This window comes from Streptomyces sp. NPDC015139 (assembly GCF_043079785.1).
In the GTDB taxonomy this organism is placed as follows: Bacteria; Actinomycetota; Actinomycetes; order Streptomycetales; family Streptomycetaceae; genus Streptomyces; species Streptomyces albidocamelliae.
This window is the reverse complement of record NZ_JBIBUW010000017.1, coordinates 15697-32789: the sequence shown is the minus strand read 5'-3', so window position 1 is coordinate 32789 and position 17093 is coordinate 15697. Positions and strand designations below refer to the sequence as shown.

The window sequence follows — 17093 nt, the reverse complement described above, 5'->3', positions numbered from 1 at the left end:
GGCCCGGCCACACGGCCGGCCGGGGCCGGGCGGGCTACTCGGCCGCAGTCGGTTCCGCCGCCGTCAGGCCGAGCAGCAGGACCCGGGTGAAGTCGTGCACCCAGTCCTCGTCCGCCGGCTTTCCGCTCACCAGGGTGCGGTGCACCACCGCGCCCGCCACCACGTCGAAGATGAGGTCCACCGTGCGGGCCGCCTCGGCGGGGTCCGGCTCCGGGGGGAGTTCGCCGCGCCGCTGGGCCCGCTCCCGACCCTCCAGAACCAGCCGTATCTGACGCTCGACGATCGACGCGCGGATGCGCTCGCGCAGCGCGTCGTCCCGGGTCGACTCCGCGACCACCGCCATCAGACCGCTCTTGGCCTCCGGCCGGGCCAGGATGGCCGCGAACTGCAGGACCACGCCCTCGATGTCGGCGGCGAGACTGCCGCGGTCGGGCAGTTCGAGCTCGTCGAACAGCTCCGCCACCGCGTCCACGACCAGTTCGTTCTTGCCGGCCCAGCGGCGGTACAGCGTGGTCTTGGCGACCCCGGCGCGGGTCGCCACGTCCCCGAGGGTGAGCTTGGACCATCCCAGCTCGACCAGCGCCTCCCGCGTCGCGGCCAGGATCGCGGTGTCCGCGGCGGCGCTGCGCGGGCGGCCGGTACGGCCCGCTGGGGTGCGGCTCTGCATCCACTGACCATAAACCGGCGGTTCCCGTGGCGTCGTGAGGGAGATCACCGGGGTGTGGTGTCGCGAGGTGCCCCGATGCCATTACGCTACGGGTCGTAGCGAAAGCTCGTGAGGGACGTACACGGGCGACGACCACGGCGTGGGGTGGGGACCCGGCGCCGGCACCTCGCTTTTTTCATTCCGGCGCCGGAACGGGGAGGATAGACGCATGCAGCCACGGAACATGTCCATGAGCGGTGTCGTCGACCTCGCCGCGGTGAAGGCGGCCCAGGAGGCCAAGGCCAAGGCCGAGCAGGCGCGCGCCGAAGCCGCCCGGCAGGGTGGGACGGGGGCCGTCTCGCCGGCCGACCTCGTCATCGACGTCGACGAAGCCGGCTTCGAGCGCGACGTACTGCAGCGCTCCGCCGAAGTACCCGTCGTCATCGACTTCTGGGCCGAGTGGTGTGAGCCCTGCAAGCAGCTCAGCCCGGTCCTGGAGCGACTGGCCGTCGAGTACGCCGGTCGCTTCCTCCTCGCCAAGATCGACGTCGACGCCAACCAGATGCTGATGCAGCAGTTCGGGGTGCAGGGCATCCCGGCCGTGTTCGCGGTCGTCGCGGGCCAGGCGCTGCCGCTCTTCCAGGGGGTGACCCCCGAGCAGCAGATCCGGGAGACCCTGGACCAGCTGGTGCAGGTCGCCGAGCAGCGGTTCGGGCTGACCGGCCTGACCGTCGACCCGGACGCCGAGGCCGGCGGTGCCGCCGAGACCGGGGTGCCCGTGGGCCCGTACGAGGCGACGCTGAACGCCGCCGCGCAGGCCCTCGACGCGGGCGACCTGGGCGGTGCGATCCAGGCGTACAAGAACGTGCTGGCCGACGACCCGGCCCACCCGGAGGCCCAGCTGGGCCTGGCGCAGGCCGAACTGCTCCAGCGCGTGCAGGACTTCGACCCGCAGAAGGTGCGCCGGGAGGCCGCCGAGAAGCCGGCCGACGTGGACGCGCAGATCGCCGCCGCCGACCTGGACCTGGTGGGCGGTCATGTCGACGACGCCTTCGGGCGGTTGATCGAGACCGTGCAGCGCACCGCGGGTGACGACCGGGACACCGTACGGCGCCGGCTGCTGGAGCTGTTCGAGGTCGTGGGCCTCGACGATCCGCGGGTGATCGGGGCCCGCCGCGCGCTGGCGCGCGCCCTGTTCTGACCAGTCGCTAAACGCCCCGGCTTGTGATGCCGGGGTGAAAGATTCGCCGACGAGCTGTCAGGGCGGCCGCGCTTTACCAAATCTTGGTAATCGCGGCCGCTGTTACTCGGAGTAAATCGAGGCCGTTGATCTGTCTGGTTTCATCCAGGGATCAACGGCTTTGCTCTGGCCCTCGATGCAACCGAGCGTCGCACTCCGAGATCGGCCGGTCGTCCTCCGGTTATCCGCCCGTTACTAGCCAGTAACGAACCCCCTTGTGCCCGGGCCGAGAATGCACCACGATCGGCGACGCTCGGTCCATTCCCGCACCCCGGCAACCGGTCGGGTCGCAGGAGACTCTGGGTCCCCACCGAGCAGATCCGGCGGCAGTGGCGCCGGCTCTTGGGCAGGGGGGTCTTCGCCGTCCGGCGAAGCCTGTCCAGCAAGGTTGTGCGTGATGCGTGTCAGGCGCGACCAGTGGTTGTCGCTCGGGGGTGATCGCCGGTGATTCGGGCGCGGTTCGCGCCACCGAGTGCAGGCGCTCTCCTTCCCGAGGACGTAGCACTTCTCCCATCCCTGCCTGGCTGAGCCGCCGACCGGGGCGAGTCCGGGCCAGGAGATGTACGTCCGAGAAGGAGGAAATATGGAGTCCCAGGTGCGTGGCGGGACCAGATGGAAGCGGTTCGCTGTGGTCATGGTGCCCAGCGTCGCCGCCACGGCGTGTATAGGTGTGGCCCTCGCACAGGGCGCTCTCGCCGCTTCGTTCAGCGTGTCCGGCCAGTCGTTCAAGGTGTCCGCCGACTCGCTCGTCGGCACCGGCTTCGAGCAGTACGGAGCCATCGACAGCGGCTACACGATGGACGGCAAGAAGACGGCCCACCCGGTTGCCGTCTCGGCGTTCAAGCACGCCGAGATCACCAACCTGTGCCAGTCCGTGGTCACGCCCGACGTGCCGGTCTTCGGCAACGTCAGCCTGATCCTGCGCGCCGGCGGCGAGGGCCACGACAAGGTCCAGGCCGACAACATCTACATCGACGTTGCCGACCTCAACGCCGACGCGACGTTCGACAACATCGACATCGGTGTGGCCGCGAAGGACGCCTCCAAGGGTCCGGGCATGAAGGGTGGCGGCGAGCAGGCCAACCCCTTCGGCTTCGCGCAGCAGGCCGACAAGGCCACGCTGGTCGGCGTGAAGCAGACGGCGTGGGCGACCACCGCCGGAACCTTCAAGCTCAGCGGTCTCCACATGTCGCTGGCGACGGGTGTCAAGGAGTGCTACTAAGCACTCGATGACGGGCGGGGGAGCCGGTGGCGCCCCCGCCCGTCCCACACTCCGGCCGCGTCCGCGCACGCGGCACACATCACCACCACAGCAACACCGCACCAGGGAGCTGTTTTCCATGAGCGCCGAGACCCCTGCCGCCGCACCCGGCCAGTTCACCCACCGGAGGCAGCAGTTCCGCGCCTGGCGGGGCACGCGTCCGTTCTGGGCCGGTCTGTTCGTCCTGCTCGGCGGCGTTCCGATCATGTACTTCCCGTACGCCCACCTGCAGTTCGGCCATCTGACGCTGGCGATGGCGACCACTGCGGGAGCCGGATCCCTGATCATCGGTGTGCTGCTGATCGTCCTGGGCGTCAGTCTCTGGTTCCAGAAGCACGTGCGGACCTTCGCGGGAGTCGCCGCGATCCTCCTCGCACTGGTGTCCATCCCCGTGTCCAACTTCGGTGGCTTCGTCCTGGGCTTCCTGCTCTCCCTCATCGGTGGAGCGATGGCCGTGGCCTGGGCGCCGGGCGCCACCGAGCAGCCGGAACCGGCCGCCGAGGCCGCAGGTGAGGCCCCCGGGACCGCTCCGGACAAGGGCGACACCGCCGGATTCGCTCCGCTGCCCCACCAGGGCACGGACCCGGTGAGCACGAACGACCTGTCAGGAACGAGCCCGGCCAACGGGGCGAACGGGAGGCACAGTGCCGGCTGACGAGGCGATCCGCGGGACCGATGTGGACGGGTCCCGCGCGAGAACCGGTCCCCGCCACGCGGCACCCAGGAAGCCGCTGTTCACCAGGTTCCACATGCCGGCCGGCAAGGCGATAGCCTCCGTGGCGATGCCGACCGCGGTGATCGTGGGCATGGGGTTCACCTCCACGCTCGCGCTGGCCGACAACGGCAGTCCGTCCCCCTCGACGTCGGCCAAGAGCCTGACGGCCGACGAGTACAAGGACTGCGTCAAGGCGCTGGACGACTCCGGTGACGCCTCGGCCTCGCCGTCGCCGTCCGCCTCGGAGAGCACGAAGCCGACGGACACGGCCACGCCGGGCACCGACGCCGAGGACGGCAAGGACGCCGGCGGTGCCAAGGACACGGGCAAGACCTCTTCGCCGGATTCAGGTTCCGGCGACCAGGGCACGCCCGAGCCGAGCGCGACCACCGGTTCCTCCGACCCCGGCTCCGGCACGTCCGACAAGGGCTCCGGCGGCGACACGGCCACGCCCACCCCGTCCGCGTCCCAGAGCAGCGGCAACCTGCTGGACACCATCGGCGACACGCTCGGCGACGTCCTGACCGGCGGCAAGGACTCCGGCACCTCGTCCGCGAGCCCCACACCGTCCGCGTCCCCGTCGTCCGCCGCGCCCTCGGCGTCGGCGTCCGGCTCCGGTACGTCGACGTCGGACTCGGCCGGCACGAAGGTCTCCGACACCGTCAAGGACACCGCCTCCAAGGCGGGCAAGACGGTCTCGGACACGGTGAAGAACACCACCGACAAGGTCTCGAAGACGGCCGAGGACACCGTGAAGGCGGCGCAGGACGCGGCCGGGTCGGCGACGCCGGCCCCGTCCGCGAGCGCCTCCGACGCGGCGGACGACTGCCCGGTGGCCACGGACGACGAGAGCGGCGTCGACAACAAGACGCCGGTGGCGGACGACCCGTGGTACCTGAACGCCAGCTCCCTGCTCCTCAAGGGCGCCGACTATCAGGGCGTCGTCGAGGTGAAGACGGCCAACGGCACCAAGAAGAAGGTGCTGAAGTACGTCATCTCGGGCGGCACGGACATCGGTGACCTGCACCAGACGGTCAACGACAAGCAGGCGAACAAGACGTACCACGTGCAGGCCGCCAAGGGCTCGACGTCGACCATCCGCAACGGCGACACGGTCATGTACACCGAGAGCATCTCCGGCAACCTGTTCGGCCTGATCCCGGTGACCTTCAGCCCCGACAGCCCGCCCCCGCTGAACATCCCGCTGATCTACTTCACCAACGTGAAGGTGGTCCAGGCGGCCCAGTTCGGCGGCAGCCTCCACGTGCCCGGCATGCACGTGTACACGACCGACTGAGCGGTCACGCAAGCCCGTCCGGGAGCCGCGGACGACTGAGGGCGCCCCCCTGCGCGGGGGGCGCCCTCAGTGCCGTTCAAAGCCCTTGCGGGGCTCGTCAGTTGCTGCCGCCGATGTGGTGCACGCGGAGCATGTTGGTGGTGCCGGGGACGCCGGGGGGCGAGCCGGCGGTGATGATGACCGTGTCGCCCGAGTCGAACCGGCTCAGCTTGGCGATCTCCTGGTCCACCAGGTCGACCATCTCGTCGGTGGTGTTCACGAACGGCACGACGTGCGACTCGACGCCCCAGCTCAGGGTGAGCTGGTTGCGGGTGGACTCGTCCGTGGTGAAGGCGATGATCGGCTGGCACGCGCGGTAGCGGGAGAGGCGGCGCGCGGTGTCACCGGACTGGGTGAAGGCGATCAGGCCCTTGCCGCCGAGGAAGTCGGCGATCTCGGCGGCCGCACGGGCCACCGAACCGCCCTGCGTCCGCGGCTTCTTGCCCGGGACCAGCGGCTGCAGGCCCTTGGAGAGGAGCTCCTGCTCGGCCGCACGGACGATCTTCGACATCGTCCGGACCGTCTCGATCGGGTACGCGCCCACGCTCGACTCGGCCGAGAGCATGACCGCGTCGGCGCCGTCCAGGATCGCGTTGGCCACGTCGGAGGCCTCGGCGCGGGTCGGACGGGAGTTGGTGATCATCGACTCCATCATCTGGGTCGCCACGATCACCGGCTTGGCATTGCGCCGGCACAGCTCGATCAGGCGCTTCTGCACCATGGGGACCTTCTCGAGCGGGTACTCGACGGCGAGGTCGCCACGCGCGACCATCACGCCGTCGAACGCCATCACGACGTCCTCCATGTTCTCCACCGCCTGCGGCTTCTCCACCTTGGCGATGACGGGGACCCGCCGGCCCTCCTCGTCCATGACGCGGTGCACGTCCTGGACGTCCTTGGCGTCCCGGACGAAGGACAGCGCGACCAGGTCGCAGCCCATCCGGAGGGCGAAGCGCAGGTCCTCGATGTCCTTCTCGCTCAGCGCGGGCACGTTGACGGCCGCGCCGGGCAGGTTGATGCCCTTGTGGTCGGAGACGACACCGCCCTCGATGACGATCGTCTTCACCCGGGGGCCCTCGACGTCCAGGACCTTCAGCTCGACGTTGCCGTCGTTGATGAGGACCTGGTCGCCGCGCGAGACGTCGCCCGGCAGCCCCTTGTACGTCGTACCGCAGATGTGCTTGTCGCCGGGCACGTCCTCGGTCGTGATGACGAACTCGTCACCGCGCTCGAGCTCGACCGGACCCTCCGCGAAGGTCTCCAGGCGGATCTTCGGGCCCTGGAGGTCGGCGAGGACACCGATGGCCCGGCCGGTCTCCTTGGAGGCGGCACGGACGCGGTCGTACCGCGCCTGGTGCTCGGCGTGGGTGCCGTGGCTGAAATTGAACCGGGCTACATTCATGCCCGCCTCGATCATGGCGACGAGCATCTCGTGGGTGTCGACCGCGGGGCCGAGAGTACAGACGATTTTCGAACGGCGCATGGGGCGATCCTATCGGTTTGTTTCGCTACGGAATATTCCGTCTGGCGGAAGATACAAATGAGTGCCACACCGCTCAGGTGCTATTCAGTTGTTCTTTCCGACCAGTGCGTAGGTCTGGGTCGCGATCTCCAGTTCCTCGTCCGTCGGCACCACGGCCACGGCCACCCGCGCGGACGCCGGGGAAATCAGCCGCGGTCCGTCGCCGCGCACGGCGTTCAGTTCCGGGTCGACCGCCGCTCCGAGCCCCTCCAGGCCCGTGATCGCGGCCTCCCGCACCGGCGCCGCGTTCTCGCCGACGCCCGCCGTGAAGGCCACCGCGTCCACGTTCCCGAGTACGGCGAAATAGGCGCCGATGTACTTCTTGAGCCGGTGAATGTAAATGTCGAAGGCGAGCCGGGCCTCTTCGTCGCCCTCGTCGATCCGCCGGCGGATCTCCCGCATGTCGTTGTCCCCGCAGAGACCGAACAGACCGCTCCTCTTGTTGAGGAGAGTGTCGATCTCGTCCATGGACATTCCGCCAACACGTGCCAAATGGAAGATGACGGCCGGATCCAGATCACCGGATCGCGTACCCATCACCAGCCCCTCCAAGGGCGTCAGCCCCATCGAGGTGTCCACGCACCGGCCCCCCTGTACCGCGGACGCCGAGGCGCCGTTGCCCAGGTGCAGCACGATGACGTTCACCTCGGACGGCTCCTTGCCCAGCAGCCGCGCGGTCTCCCGGGAGACGTAGGCGTGCGAGGTGCCGTGGAAGCCGTAGCGGCGGATGCGGTGCCGGTCGGCGATCTTCGGGTCGATCGCGTAGCGCGCCGCGGACTCCGGCATCGTCGTGTGGAACGCGGTGTCGAAGACGGCGACCTGGGGCAGGTCGGGGCGCAGCGCCCGCGCGGTGCGGATGCCGGTGAGGTTCGCCGGGTTGTGCAGCGGGGCGACCGGGATCAGCCGCTCGATCTCGGTGAGCACCTGGTCGTCGACGACGGTGGGCTCGGTGAAGAACATCCCGCCGTGCACCACCCGGTGGCCGATCGCGGCCAGGTCCGGCGAGTCCAGGCCGAGCCCGTCACGGCCCAGCTCCTCGGCGACCGCCTTGAGGGCGGCGTCGTGGTCGGCGATCGGTCCGGTCTGCTCACGGGTGTCGCCCGTGGCCAGGCAGGTGTGCTTGAGCCGGGAGGTCTGCTCGCCGATCCGCTCCACCAGACCGGCGGCCAGCCGGCTCCGGTCGCGCATGTCGAGCAACTGGTACTTCACCGACGAGGAGCCGGAGTTGAGGACGAGGACACGGGTCGCGGTCACGGTGTCGGGGTGCTTTCTGTGCTCAGGTGGCGGGCGTCTGGGCCTGGATCGCCGTGATGGCGACGGTGTTGACGATGTCCTGCACGAGCGCGCCGCGGGACAGGTCGTTGACCGGCTTGCGCAGACCCTGCAGGACGGGGCCGACCGCGATCGCGCCGGCCGAGCGCTGCACGGCCTTGTAGGTGTTGTTGCCGGTGTTGAGGTCCGGGAAGATCAGCACGCTGGCCTGGCCGGCGACCTCGGAGCCCGGCAGCTTGGTGGCGGCGACGGACGGCTCCACGGCCGCGTCGTACTGGATCGGCCCCTCGATCTTCAGGTCCGGGCGCCGCGAACGGGCCAGCTCGGTGGCGTCGCGCACCTTCTCGACGTCGGCGCCCGAGCCGGACGTGCCGGTGGAGTACGACAGCATCGCGATCCGCGGCTCGACGCCGAACCGCGCCGCCGTACCGGCCGACTGGACGGCGATGTCCGCCAGTTGCTCGGCGTCGGGGTCCGGGTTGACCGCGCAGTCGCCGTACACGAGCACCTTGTCGGCCAGGCACATGAAGAAGACGGACGAGACGATGGACGACTCCGGCTTCGTCTTGATGATCTCGAAGGCCGGGCGGATGGTCGCCGCCGTGGAGTGCACCGAGCCGGACACCATGCCGTCGGCCAGCCCCTCCTCGACCATCAGGGTGCCGAAGTAGTTGACGTCGGAGACGACGTCGTAGGCGAGTTCGACCGTGACGCCCTTGTGGGCGCGCAGTGCCGCGTACTTCCCGGCGAAGGTGTCACGCAGTTCGGAGGCGGCCGGGTCGATCAGCTGGGTGTCGCCCAGGTCGATGCCGAGGTCGGCGGCCTTCTTGCGGATCTGGTCGACCGGCCCGAGCAGGGTCAGGTCGCACACGCCCCGGCGCAGCAGCACCTCGGCCGCGTGCAGCACCCGCTCCTCGGTGCCCTCCGGCAGGACGACCCGCCGCCGGTCGGCGCGGGCCTGCTCCAGCAGCTTGTGCTCGAACATCATCGGCGTGACGCGGTCGCTGCTCGGCGCCGAGACCCGGCGGGCCAGGTCGGCGGTGTCGGCGTACCGCTCGAACAGACCGAGCGCGGTCTCGGCCTTGCGCGGGGTGGCCGCGTTCAGCTTGCCCTCCAGGGAGAACAGCTGCTCGGCGGTGGGGAACGAGTTGCCGGCCACCGAGAGCACGGGGGTGCCGGGGGCGAGGCGGGCGGCGAGGGTGAGGATCTCGTCGCTCGGCACCTCGTTCAGGGTGAGGAGCACGCCGGCTATCGGCGGGGTGCCGGCGCTGTGGGCGGCCAGCGAGCCGACGACCAGGTCGGCGCGGTCGCCGGGGGTGACGACCAGGCAGCCGGGGGTCAGGGCGCCCAGGAAGTTCGGCAGCATCGCGCCGCCGAAGACGAAGCCGAGGGCGTCCCGCGCCAGGCCCGACTCGTCGCCGAGCAGCACCTTCGCGCCGAGGGCCTGGCCGATCTGCGCGACCGTCGGCGCGGACAGCGCGGGCTCGTCGGGGACGACCCAGCAGGGCACCGGGAGCCGGTTCGCGAGCCGCTGGGCGATCTCGTCGCGGTCCTCGCGGGCGACCCGGTTGGTGACCATGGCGAGGACGTCGCAGCCGAGGCCGTCGTAGGCGCGGAAGGCGTTGCGGGTCTCGGCGAGGACCGACTCGGTGCTCTGCCCGCGGCCGCCCACCACCGGGATGACGGAGGCGCCGAACTCGTTGGCGAGGCGGGCGTTGAGGGACAGTTCGTCGGGGAACTGGGTGTCGGCGTAGTCGGTGCCGAGGACGAGGACGACGTCGTAGTCGCGGGCGACCCGGTGGAAGCGGTCCACCAGCGTGGACACCAGCTCGTCGCTGCCCTGCTCGGCCTGGAGCGCGGACGCCTCCTGGTAGTCCATGCCGTAGACGGTCGCGGGGTCCTGCGAGAGGCGGTACCGGGACCGCAGCAACTCGAACAGCCGATCGGGACCGTCGTGGACGAGCGGACGGAAGACGCCCACCCGGTCGACCTGCCGGGTGAGGAGTTCCATGACCCCCAGTTCCACTACCTGGCGGCCGTCACCGCGGTCGATCCCGGTCACGTACACGCTGCGCGTCACGTGTCCACTCCGTTCCTCATGTCTGGTGGGTCGCGTCCTCGGCACAAAAACTGCCCACCGAGGTGAGCAGATCCCTCTTGACAATACCCCTGGTGCCGGTTAAGGCGCCCGTCAGGACTTCACCGCCCCGACGGACGTGAAAGAATCGAATCCGGCTCACCGGTACCCACAGCGAGCAGGAGACACAGCACGATGCGCATCGGAGTTCTCACCGCAGGCGGCGACTGCCCCGGCCTGAACGCCGTGATCCGGTCCGTCGTGCACCGGGCGGTCGCGCAGTACGGCGACGAGGTCATCGGCTTCGAGGACGGCTACCGGGGTCTGCTCGACCGCCACTACCGTGCCCTCGACCTGGACGCGGTCAGCGGCATCCTCGCCCGCGGCGGCACCATCCTCGGCTCCTCCCGCCTGGAGCGCGACCGGCTGCGCGAGGCCTGCGAGCGGGCCACCGACATGGTCGAGGAGTTCGGCATCGACGCGCTGATCCCGATCGGCGGCGAGGGCACGCTGACCGCGGCCCGCATGCTCTCCGACGCCGGTCTCCCGGTCGTCGGCGTCCCGAAGACCATCGACAACGACATCTCCTCCACCGACCGCACCTTCGGCTTCGACACCGCCGTCGGCGTGGCCACCGAGGCGATGGACCGCCTGAAGACCACCGCCGAGTCCCACCAGCGGGTGATGGTCGTCGAGGTCATGGGCCGGCACGCCGGCTGGATCGCCCTGGAGTCCGGCATGGCCGCCGGCGCCCACGGCATCTGCCTGCCCGAGCGCCCCTTCGACCCCGCCGACCTGGTCAAGATGGTCGAGGAACGCTTCGCCCGCGGCAAGAAGTTCGCCGTGGTCTGCGTCGCCGAGGGCGCGCACCCCGCAGAGGGCTCCATGGACTACGGCAAGGGCGAGATCGACCAGTACGGCCACGAGCGCTTCCAGGGCATCGGCACCGCGCTGGCGTACGAGCTGGAGCGGCGCCTCGGCACGGAGGCCAAGCCGGTCATCCTCGGTCACGTCCAGCGCGGCGGCGTACCCACCGCCTACGACCGCGTCCTCGCCACCCGTTTCGGCTGGCACGCCGTCGAGGCCGCGCACCGCGGCCAGTTCGGCCGGATGACCGCGCTGCGCGGCACCGACATCGTGATGGTGCCGCTCGCCGAGGCCGTCACCGAGCTGAAGACGGTGCCGAAGGACCGCATGGACGAGGCGGAGTCGGTCTTCTAGACCGTTCCCCGTCCCGGACCCCGCCGGGCCGTACGGGCGTCACCCCGGCTCGGGCCGCCATGCCCTCCGCACGGCTCAGGGGCTGCTGCCCGCGCCGGCCGCGTCCTGCTGGAGCAGCGCGGAGATCCGGGCGATGTCCTCGGCCACGGAGAGGACGTCGTCCGCCGTCGCGGCCATGGAGTCGTTGAAGACCACGGCGAACAGGCGGTACCGGCCGCCGCCGGCGTCCAGGTAGCCGGCCATCGCCCGGGAGGCGACCAGCACCTGCCCGGTGAGGTCGTTCCCGTCGGCGCGGGTCCCGGTCTTCGCGAACACCTTGCCCCTGGCCGGGTTGTCCGCGCCGAACAGGGCCAGGTCGCCGCTGACGCCCAGGACCGGCAGCGCCTCGCGGAACCGCGTGGCGTCGGGCCCCTTCAGCCAGTACGTCAGCAGCGGCATGTAGGCGCGCGGGGTGAACGCGTCGCCGGGCACCCCGCCCTCCCCGTCGGCCTGCGAGGCCTGGGCCGGATCGACCCCCACCTTGTCGTTGAACGCCTTGATCGAGGCGAAGCCGTCCTGGCAGTTCCGGCTGCCCCGCCGGACGGCGAGCAGGCAGACCATCAGATCGGCGCCCAGGTTGTGGCTGACCTTGAGGATGAGCGTGGCCTCCTGCTCGAACGGCACGGAGACCAGCCTGGCCACCGGATCGCCGCCCGGGGTTCCGGCCGGGGGCGCCGGGTCGGGTCCGGTCGCGGTGGCGTCCACGGTGACCCCGGCGCGCTCCAGGGCCTCGATGAACGCGGTGCGCGCGAACGCCGCCGGATCCGCGATCGGCGTGGTGACCAGCCATGGCTTGGCGTCGGCCGCCAGGGTCCCGGACACCGTGATGACGCCGTCCGTCCCCGTCGTCGCCGTGATGGCGGTGGGCTTGCCCTCGGCGACGGTGGTGACCCGGTACCTCACCGAGTTCCGCGCGGTCCGCGGACGCCAGGTGAAGGAGGCCCGCTCACCGGGAGTCGTCGGGGTGCTCAGGATGTCGATCAGGTTGTCGTTGACGATCATCGGGTCCGGATCGGTGGTGAGCGCCGGGTCCGGGGCGAACAGCCGGTTGTCGACCACCACGTCGCCCCGGACGTGCGTGATCCCGTGGGCGCGTACCTGCCTGGCCATCTCGTCCAGGCCGGCGAGCGGGTTCTCCGGGGTGAGCTGGGCGAGGCCGGGCAGGGCGTCGGCGTAGGTGTGGTCCACGGGCCGGTAGTCGAGGGTGCCGTTCGGCTTGGTCCGGCCGCCCATCGTCAGATCGCCCGAGGCGACCAGCACGAGGTTCCCGTCGAGGGCGCCGTCGGTGACCCGGCCCCGCGCGTACACCGGGGTGGTGGTGCGGTGGCCACCGCCGAAGGTGTCCCAGGCGCTCGACACGGTGAACAGCTTCGTCGTCGACCCGGGGACGAACAGCCGCTCAGGGTTGAGCGAGGTGACCGTGCGGCCGGTCGCCGGGTCGACGACCAGCAGGCCGAACTGCCCGTGCCGGTAGACCGGTTTGTCCATGATCTGCTGGATGCGTGGATCGATCGGGGTGCCGTCCGCGCGTGCCTGGGTCCCGAGGGTGCCGGTGCAGGCACCCGTCAGCAGGAGGGGCAGGCACAGGCACAGCCCCGCGGCCAGGCCCCGCCGCCACGCCCCACGGCCTCGTCCGCTTCCCGCCATGCGCCGCCCGCCGTTCCCTGCTCCCGGACGGGATCGGGACACCCGTCTCCTGGTGCCCAGCGTCCCGGCGGCCGCGCTGACGCGCGCACTGGCTCACCCGTCCGGGTGACGGCGATGTCCCTGCGGCGCGGTCCCTACGGCGTTCTGCTCTCGACGCCCGCCCAGAAGTTGTCGACGATCCGGTCGAGGAAGTCCCGTCCGGACTCGCTGGCACCGCGCGTACCGCCGCCCCAGCTGAGGGTGGCGGCCATGTGGCCCTGGTAGTCCTGGTGCAGTTCCTGGAGGACCTCCTCCAGGACGTTGCGGTCGACCGGGGCCAGCTTCGTCACCGGCCGGACGTAGGCCTGCCAGCGGGTGGTCACCGCGCTGTGCAGCAGATCGGCGAGTTTCGCCTCGCGGCCCGTGACGGACACGAAGTCCGGCAGGGCGAGGTCCAGCACCCGCGCGAGCGCGGCCGACTGGCGCTCGTTGCCCCGCCAGTCCTCGCGCTCCTCCATCCGCAGGTAGCCGCGCAGGTCCATGCCTACGGCGTGGGCGACGTCCTCCGCGGCGACGGCCCGGGCGAGGCGGTGCTCGCGCAGGGTGCGGGGGCGGCCGAGGAGCTCACCCGGCGAGCACCACAACACGCCCGCCAGCGCGGTGAGTTCCGGGTTCTCGGGGGCGGCGGTTCCGCGTTCCCAGGCGGTCACGAGGTCGGGGGTGACGTAGGGCAGTCCGTAGGAGACGCGCAGTCCGTAGGCGACGTGCTCGGGCCCCATGCCGAGCGCGGCGCGGAGCCTGCGGGCGGCCGGGGCGTTGAACGGAGGAGCGGGCCGGCTGGATCGGGGTGAGGGTGGGCGCACTCCGCACAAGGTAGGGGCGCACCCGGGCCGTGACTACGGGCTGTTCCGCCAACATCACCCTTGGTGGATTCGTACGTCTAGATCGGTTCCGGACCGGTGGCACCCGGTGTCACCGCCGTCACCTGCGGTTACCGGGCGTCACCCCTTCACCGCGCCGCCCAGGGCGAATCCACCGCCCAGTCTGCGGGCCACCAGCACGTAGAGCAGGATCACGGGGGCGGAGTAGATGACGGAGAACGCGGCGAGCTGTCCGTAGGCCACCATGCCCCGGTTGCCGAAAAAGTCGTTGATGCTGACCGAGGCCGGCATCCGGTCCGGGGTGAGCAGCAGCATGAACGGGACGAAGAAGTTCCCCCACATCATCACGAACGAGAAGACGGTGACCACGGCGACGCCCGGTCCCATCAGCGGCAGCACGATCCGGACCAGGGACTGGAGCGAGGACGCGCCGTCCGTCCACGCCGCCTCCTCCAGTTCCCTCGGCACTCCGTCCATGAAGTTCTTCATCAGCCAGATGGCGAAGGGCAGCTGGGAGGCGGCGAAGAAGAGGATCGTGCCCTGGAGGGTGTCGATCAGGTTCACCCGGACGAACAGCGCGTACACCGGCACCATGATCGCCGTGATCGGCAGGCTCGTCGCGAACAGGATCGTCAGCAGGAACGGCCGGTTCAGCCGGGACCGGAACCGGGAGAGCGGGTAGGCCGCGAGCGCGGCACAGGCGACGGTCAGCGCGGTGGCGCCCCCGCACAGGAGCAGGCTGTTCAGCAGCGGGGTGTACGTGATGTCCGGGGTGAGGATCGCGTCGAAGTTCGCCAGGGTGAGCCCGTCCGGGACCCTGACCCGCAGGCCGGCGTGCGGGTCCACGGACGACAGCAGCACCCAGGCGAGGGGCAGCGCGAAGGCGACGGCCGCGGCGAGGAGCGAGACGTCGGCGGCGAGCCGCCGGGAGGCGCGCTTGCGGGGCATCAGACCTCCGTCCGCAGCAGCCGCAGGTAGACGACGGAGAACAGGGAGCCGACGAGCAGCAGGAGCAGGGCCACGGCGGTGCCGTAGCCGATCATGCTGTTCTGGAAGGCCTGTTCGTACATGTACAGCGGCAGGGTCTGGCTGCGGTCTCCGGGGCCGCCCCGGGTCATCACCCAGATCAGGCCGAAGACGGACAGCGTCTGCAGCGTGTTGAGCATGAGGTTGGTGCCGATGGACCGGCGGATCATCGGCAGCGTGACGTGCCACATCCGGCGCCATCCGCCGGCCCCGTCCACCTCGGCCGCCTCCGTGATCTCGGCGGGTATCCCGTCGAGGGCGGCGGAGTACACGAGCATGGAGAAGGCCGTGCCGCGCCACACGTTGGCGAACGACACGGCGAGGACGGGCAGCGTGAACAGCCAGTTCTGCCGCGGGAGATGGAGCTGGTCCAGGATGGCGTTGAGCGTGCCCTCGCGCCGGAAGAACGCGTAGAGCAGGAACCCCGCGACCACCTCGGGCAGCACCCAGGCCGTGACGACGACCCCGCCGGTGAGGGTGCGGACGGGCTTCGAGGCACGCTTCATCAGCGCGGCCAGGGCGAGCCCCAGGGTGTTCTGTCCGACGAGCGAGGACAGCACGGTGAACACCAGGGTCAGCCACACGGCGTTCAGGAACGCGTCGTCCCGGAACGCCCGGCGGAAGTTGGCGAGGCCGACGAAGGAGGAGTGGGCCTGGCCGGTCAGCTGGAGGTCGGTGAAGGCGATGTAGGCGCAGTAGGCGATCGGTCCGGCGAGGAAGAGCAGCAGCAGGACGAGGGCGGGGGTGAGCGGAAGGGCCCGGGCGGCCCGGCGCCGCGCCGTCACCTGCGGACCACGCGGCCGCCGGTGACGTCCTTCAGTGTGGCGTCGTAGTCGTCGGCCGCCTGCTCCACCGACCGGTCGCCGGTCGTCACGCCCTCCATGGCCTCCTGGACGGCCGTCGACACCTTCGGGTACGCGGGGAACGCCGGCCGGTAGTGGGTGCTCGCCACCAGTTCGGTGAAGAACGCGATACCGGGCTGCGCGGTGGCGTACGCCGGGTCGTCGGCGACGTCCTCGCGGACGGCGATGCCGGAGTTGGCGATGTACCACTTCCGGGCGTTGTCCTTGGTCTGCATCGTCCGGATGAAGTCGAAGGCGAGGTCGGGGTTGCCGGCCTTGGCGGGAATGGCCCAGGTCCAGCCGCCGGACATGCTCACCCTGCCGGGCGCCTGGCCGGCCTGGGTCGGCATGGCGGCCAGTCCGAGCCGCTTCGACCAGTCCGGCCACTCGTGCCCGCTGCCCGGCAGCCAGTCCTGCGGCAGCCAGGAGCCGTCGAGGTCGATGCCGAGCTTGCCCTCGGGCAGCAGCTCACCGCGCACGGCGGTGGCGAAGTTGGGGTCGAGGGCGTCGGAGACGTCCGGGCCGAGCTTCTCCTTGTACACCGTCTCGACGAATCCGAGCGCGTCCCTGAAACCCCGGCCGCCCGCGATCCACTTCTTGCTCCCGGCGTCGTACAGCGGGTCCGTCCTCCCGTCGCCCGTGCCGTAGAGCAGCATCTCGAAGCCCTGCATGGTGGCGGCCTCGCCGGCGGGCTTGCCGGTGTAGACGTTGATCGGGGTGACGCCGGGGACCTTCCTCTTGATGGTCCGGGCGGCGGTGAGCACCTCGTCCCAGTTCTTCGGCTGCCAGTCGGCGGGCAGGCCGGCCTTCGCGAAGACGCGCTTGTCGAACCAGAGCCCGCGGGTGTCGGTGCCGTCGGGGACGCCGTACGTCTTCCCGTCCTCGCCCTTGGCCGCCGCCTTCGCCGTGCCGATGAACCGGTTCCAGTCCGGCCACTTGGCGAGGTACACGTCGAGCGGCTTCAGATAGCCGCTGGTGATGTCGGAGTTGATGAGGAAGGTGTCCTCGTAGACGAGGTCCGGTGCCGTCCGCGGTGACCTCAGCATCTGCTGGAGCTTGGTGTAGTACTCCGAGTCGGGGGCCTTGATGGGGACGAACTCCACCTTCTTGCCGGGGTACTTGCTCTCGAACTGCTTCTTGATGCCGGCGAGGTAGGTGTCCATCACCTTGACGGAGTTGTCGGTCGACTGCTTGTACGACACCTTCACGGTGTCGGGGCTGCTGCCGGATCCCGGGCTGCACGCGGTGAGGGCGGTCGCGGTGAGGGCGGCGGTGAGGAGGGCGGAGTAAGCGGCGGTGGGGCGCACGGGCATGACCTCCTGAGCACACGTGGGGGTGGCGCGGAGATTGCTGCCGTGTGAAGGTAAGAGCGGTGGTCCGGTCAGGTCA

The 17093-nt window shown here is 70.5% G+C and carries 14 protein-coding genes; 5 read left to right on the top strand and 9 right to left on the bottom strand.

Annotated elements, in window-relative coordinates; translation table 11 throughout:
- Nucleotides 1-34: 34 nt before the first annotated feature.
- Complete coding sequence (locus ACF08B_RS33425) at nucleotides 35-667, bottom strand: TetR/AcrR family transcriptional regulator (protein ID WP_392320818.1); 633 nt, start codon at nucleotides 665-667, stop codon at nucleotides 35-37.
- Nucleotides 668-875: 208 nt separating this feature from the next.
- On the opposite strand from ACF08B_RS33425, the gene ACF08B_RS33420 reads away from it, so the two are divergent.
- The 4 genes from ACF08B_RS33420 (at nucleotide 876) to ACF08B_RS33405 (ending at nucleotide 5159) form a co-directional block, all read left to right on the top strand.
- Nucleotides 876-1847 (top strand): tetratricopeptide repeat protein, encoded by a 972-nt coding sequence (locus ACF08B_RS33420; protein WP_392320817.1) that lies wholly within the window; start codon nucleotides 876-878, stop codon nucleotides 1845-1847.
- 622 nt (nucleotides 1848-2469) lie between these two features.
- A complete protein-coding gene (locus tag ACF08B_RS33415) occupies nucleotides 2470-3108 on the top strand; it encodes a DUF6230 family protein (RefSeq protein ID WP_073889650.1) in 639 nt (212 codons plus the stop codon).
- A gap of 118 nt (nucleotides 3109-3226) precedes the next feature.
- Entirely contained in the window at nucleotides 3227-3802 is a 576-nt protein-coding gene (locus ACF08B_RS33410; protein WP_392320816.1) for a DUF6114 domain-containing protein, read from the top strand.
- Nucleotides 3792-5159, top strand: coding sequence for a hypothetical protein (locus tag ACF08B_RS33405; protein WP_392320815.1), 1368 nt, complete (start codon nucleotides 3792-3794; stop codon nucleotides 5157-5159). The genes ACF08B_RS33410 and ACF08B_RS33405 overlap by 11 nt, the downstream gene beginning before the upstream one ends.
- A 97-nt stretch (nucleotides 5160-5256) precedes the next feature.
- Here the strand turns inward: ACF08B_RS33405 and pyk are convergent, their stop codons facing one another.
- The 3 genes from pyk to pta all read right to left on the bottom strand — a co-directional run bounded on the left by pyk (nucleotide 5257) and on the right by pta (nucleotide 10072).
- Nucleotides 5257-6681 (bottom strand): pyruvate kinase, encoded by a 1425-nt coding sequence (gene pyk / locus ACF08B_RS33400; RefSeq protein ID WP_392320814.1) that lies wholly within the window; start codon nucleotides 6679-6681, stop codon nucleotides 5257-5259.
- Nucleotides 6682-6765: 84 nt separating this feature from the next.
- Nucleotides 6766-7974, bottom strand: a complete 1209-nt coding sequence (locus ACF08B_RS33395) for an acetate kinase (RefSeq protein ID WP_392320813.1) — start codon at nucleotides 7972-7974, stop codon at nucleotides 6766-6768.
- A gap of 22 nt (nucleotides 7975-7996) precedes the next feature.
- Nucleotides 7997-10072 carry a phosphate acetyltransferase gene (gene pta, locus ACF08B_RS33390; protein WP_392320812.1) on the bottom strand — a complete coding sequence of 692 codons (2076 nt, stop codon included), beginning with the start codon at nucleotides 10070-10072 and terminating at the stop codon, nucleotides 7997-7999.
- A gap of 192 nt (nucleotides 10073-10264) precedes the next feature.
- Here pta and ACF08B_RS33385 point away from each other — a divergent pair, with 192 nt between their 5' ends.
- A complete protein-coding gene (locus ACF08B_RS33385) occupies nucleotides 10265-11290 on the top strand; it encodes an ATP-dependent 6-phosphofructokinase (protein ID WP_392164644.1) in 1026 nt (341 codons plus the stop codon).
- A 75-nt stretch (nucleotides 11291-11365) separates the two neighbouring features.
- Here the strand turns inward: ACF08B_RS33385 and dacB are convergent, their stop codons facing one another.
- The 5 genes from dacB to ACF08B_RS33360 form a co-directional block, all read right to left on the bottom strand.
- Nucleotides 11366-12976: a D-alanyl-D-alanine carboxypeptidase/D-alanyl-D-alanine-endopeptidase gene (gene dacB, locus ACF08B_RS33380; RefSeq protein ID WP_392320811.1), complete on the bottom strand. Its 1611-nt coding sequence runs from the start codon at nucleotides 12974-12976 to the stop codon at nucleotides 11366-11368.
- A 134-nt stretch (nucleotides 12977-13110) separates the two neighbouring features.
- Nucleotides 13111-13818: an XRE family transcriptional regulator gene (locus tag ACF08B_RS33375; protein ID WP_392320810.1), complete on the bottom strand. Its 708-nt coding sequence runs from the start codon at nucleotides 13816-13818 to the stop codon at nucleotides 13111-13113.
- 138 nt (nucleotides 13819-13956) lie between these two features.
- Nucleotides 13957-14784, bottom strand: coding sequence for a carbohydrate ABC transporter permease (locus ACF08B_RS33370; RefSeq protein WP_392320809.1), 828 nt, complete (start codon nucleotides 14782-14784; stop codon nucleotides 13957-13959).
- Nucleotides 14784-15647, bottom strand: coding sequence for a carbohydrate ABC transporter permease (locus ACF08B_RS33365; RefSeq protein WP_392320808.1), 864 nt, complete (start codon nucleotides 15645-15647; stop codon nucleotides 14784-14786). The genes ACF08B_RS33370 and ACF08B_RS33365 overlap by 1 nt, the downstream gene beginning before the upstream one ends.
- On the bottom strand, nucleotides 15644-17017 hold the full coding sequence (locus tag ACF08B_RS33360; RefSeq protein WP_392320807.1) for an extracellular solute-binding protein: 1374 nt from the start codon (nucleotides 17015-17017) through the stop codon (nucleotides 15644-15646). The genes ACF08B_RS33365 and ACF08B_RS33360 overlap by 4 nt, the downstream gene beginning before the upstream one ends.
- Between the last annotated feature and the right edge of the window lie 76 nt (nucleotides 17018-17093).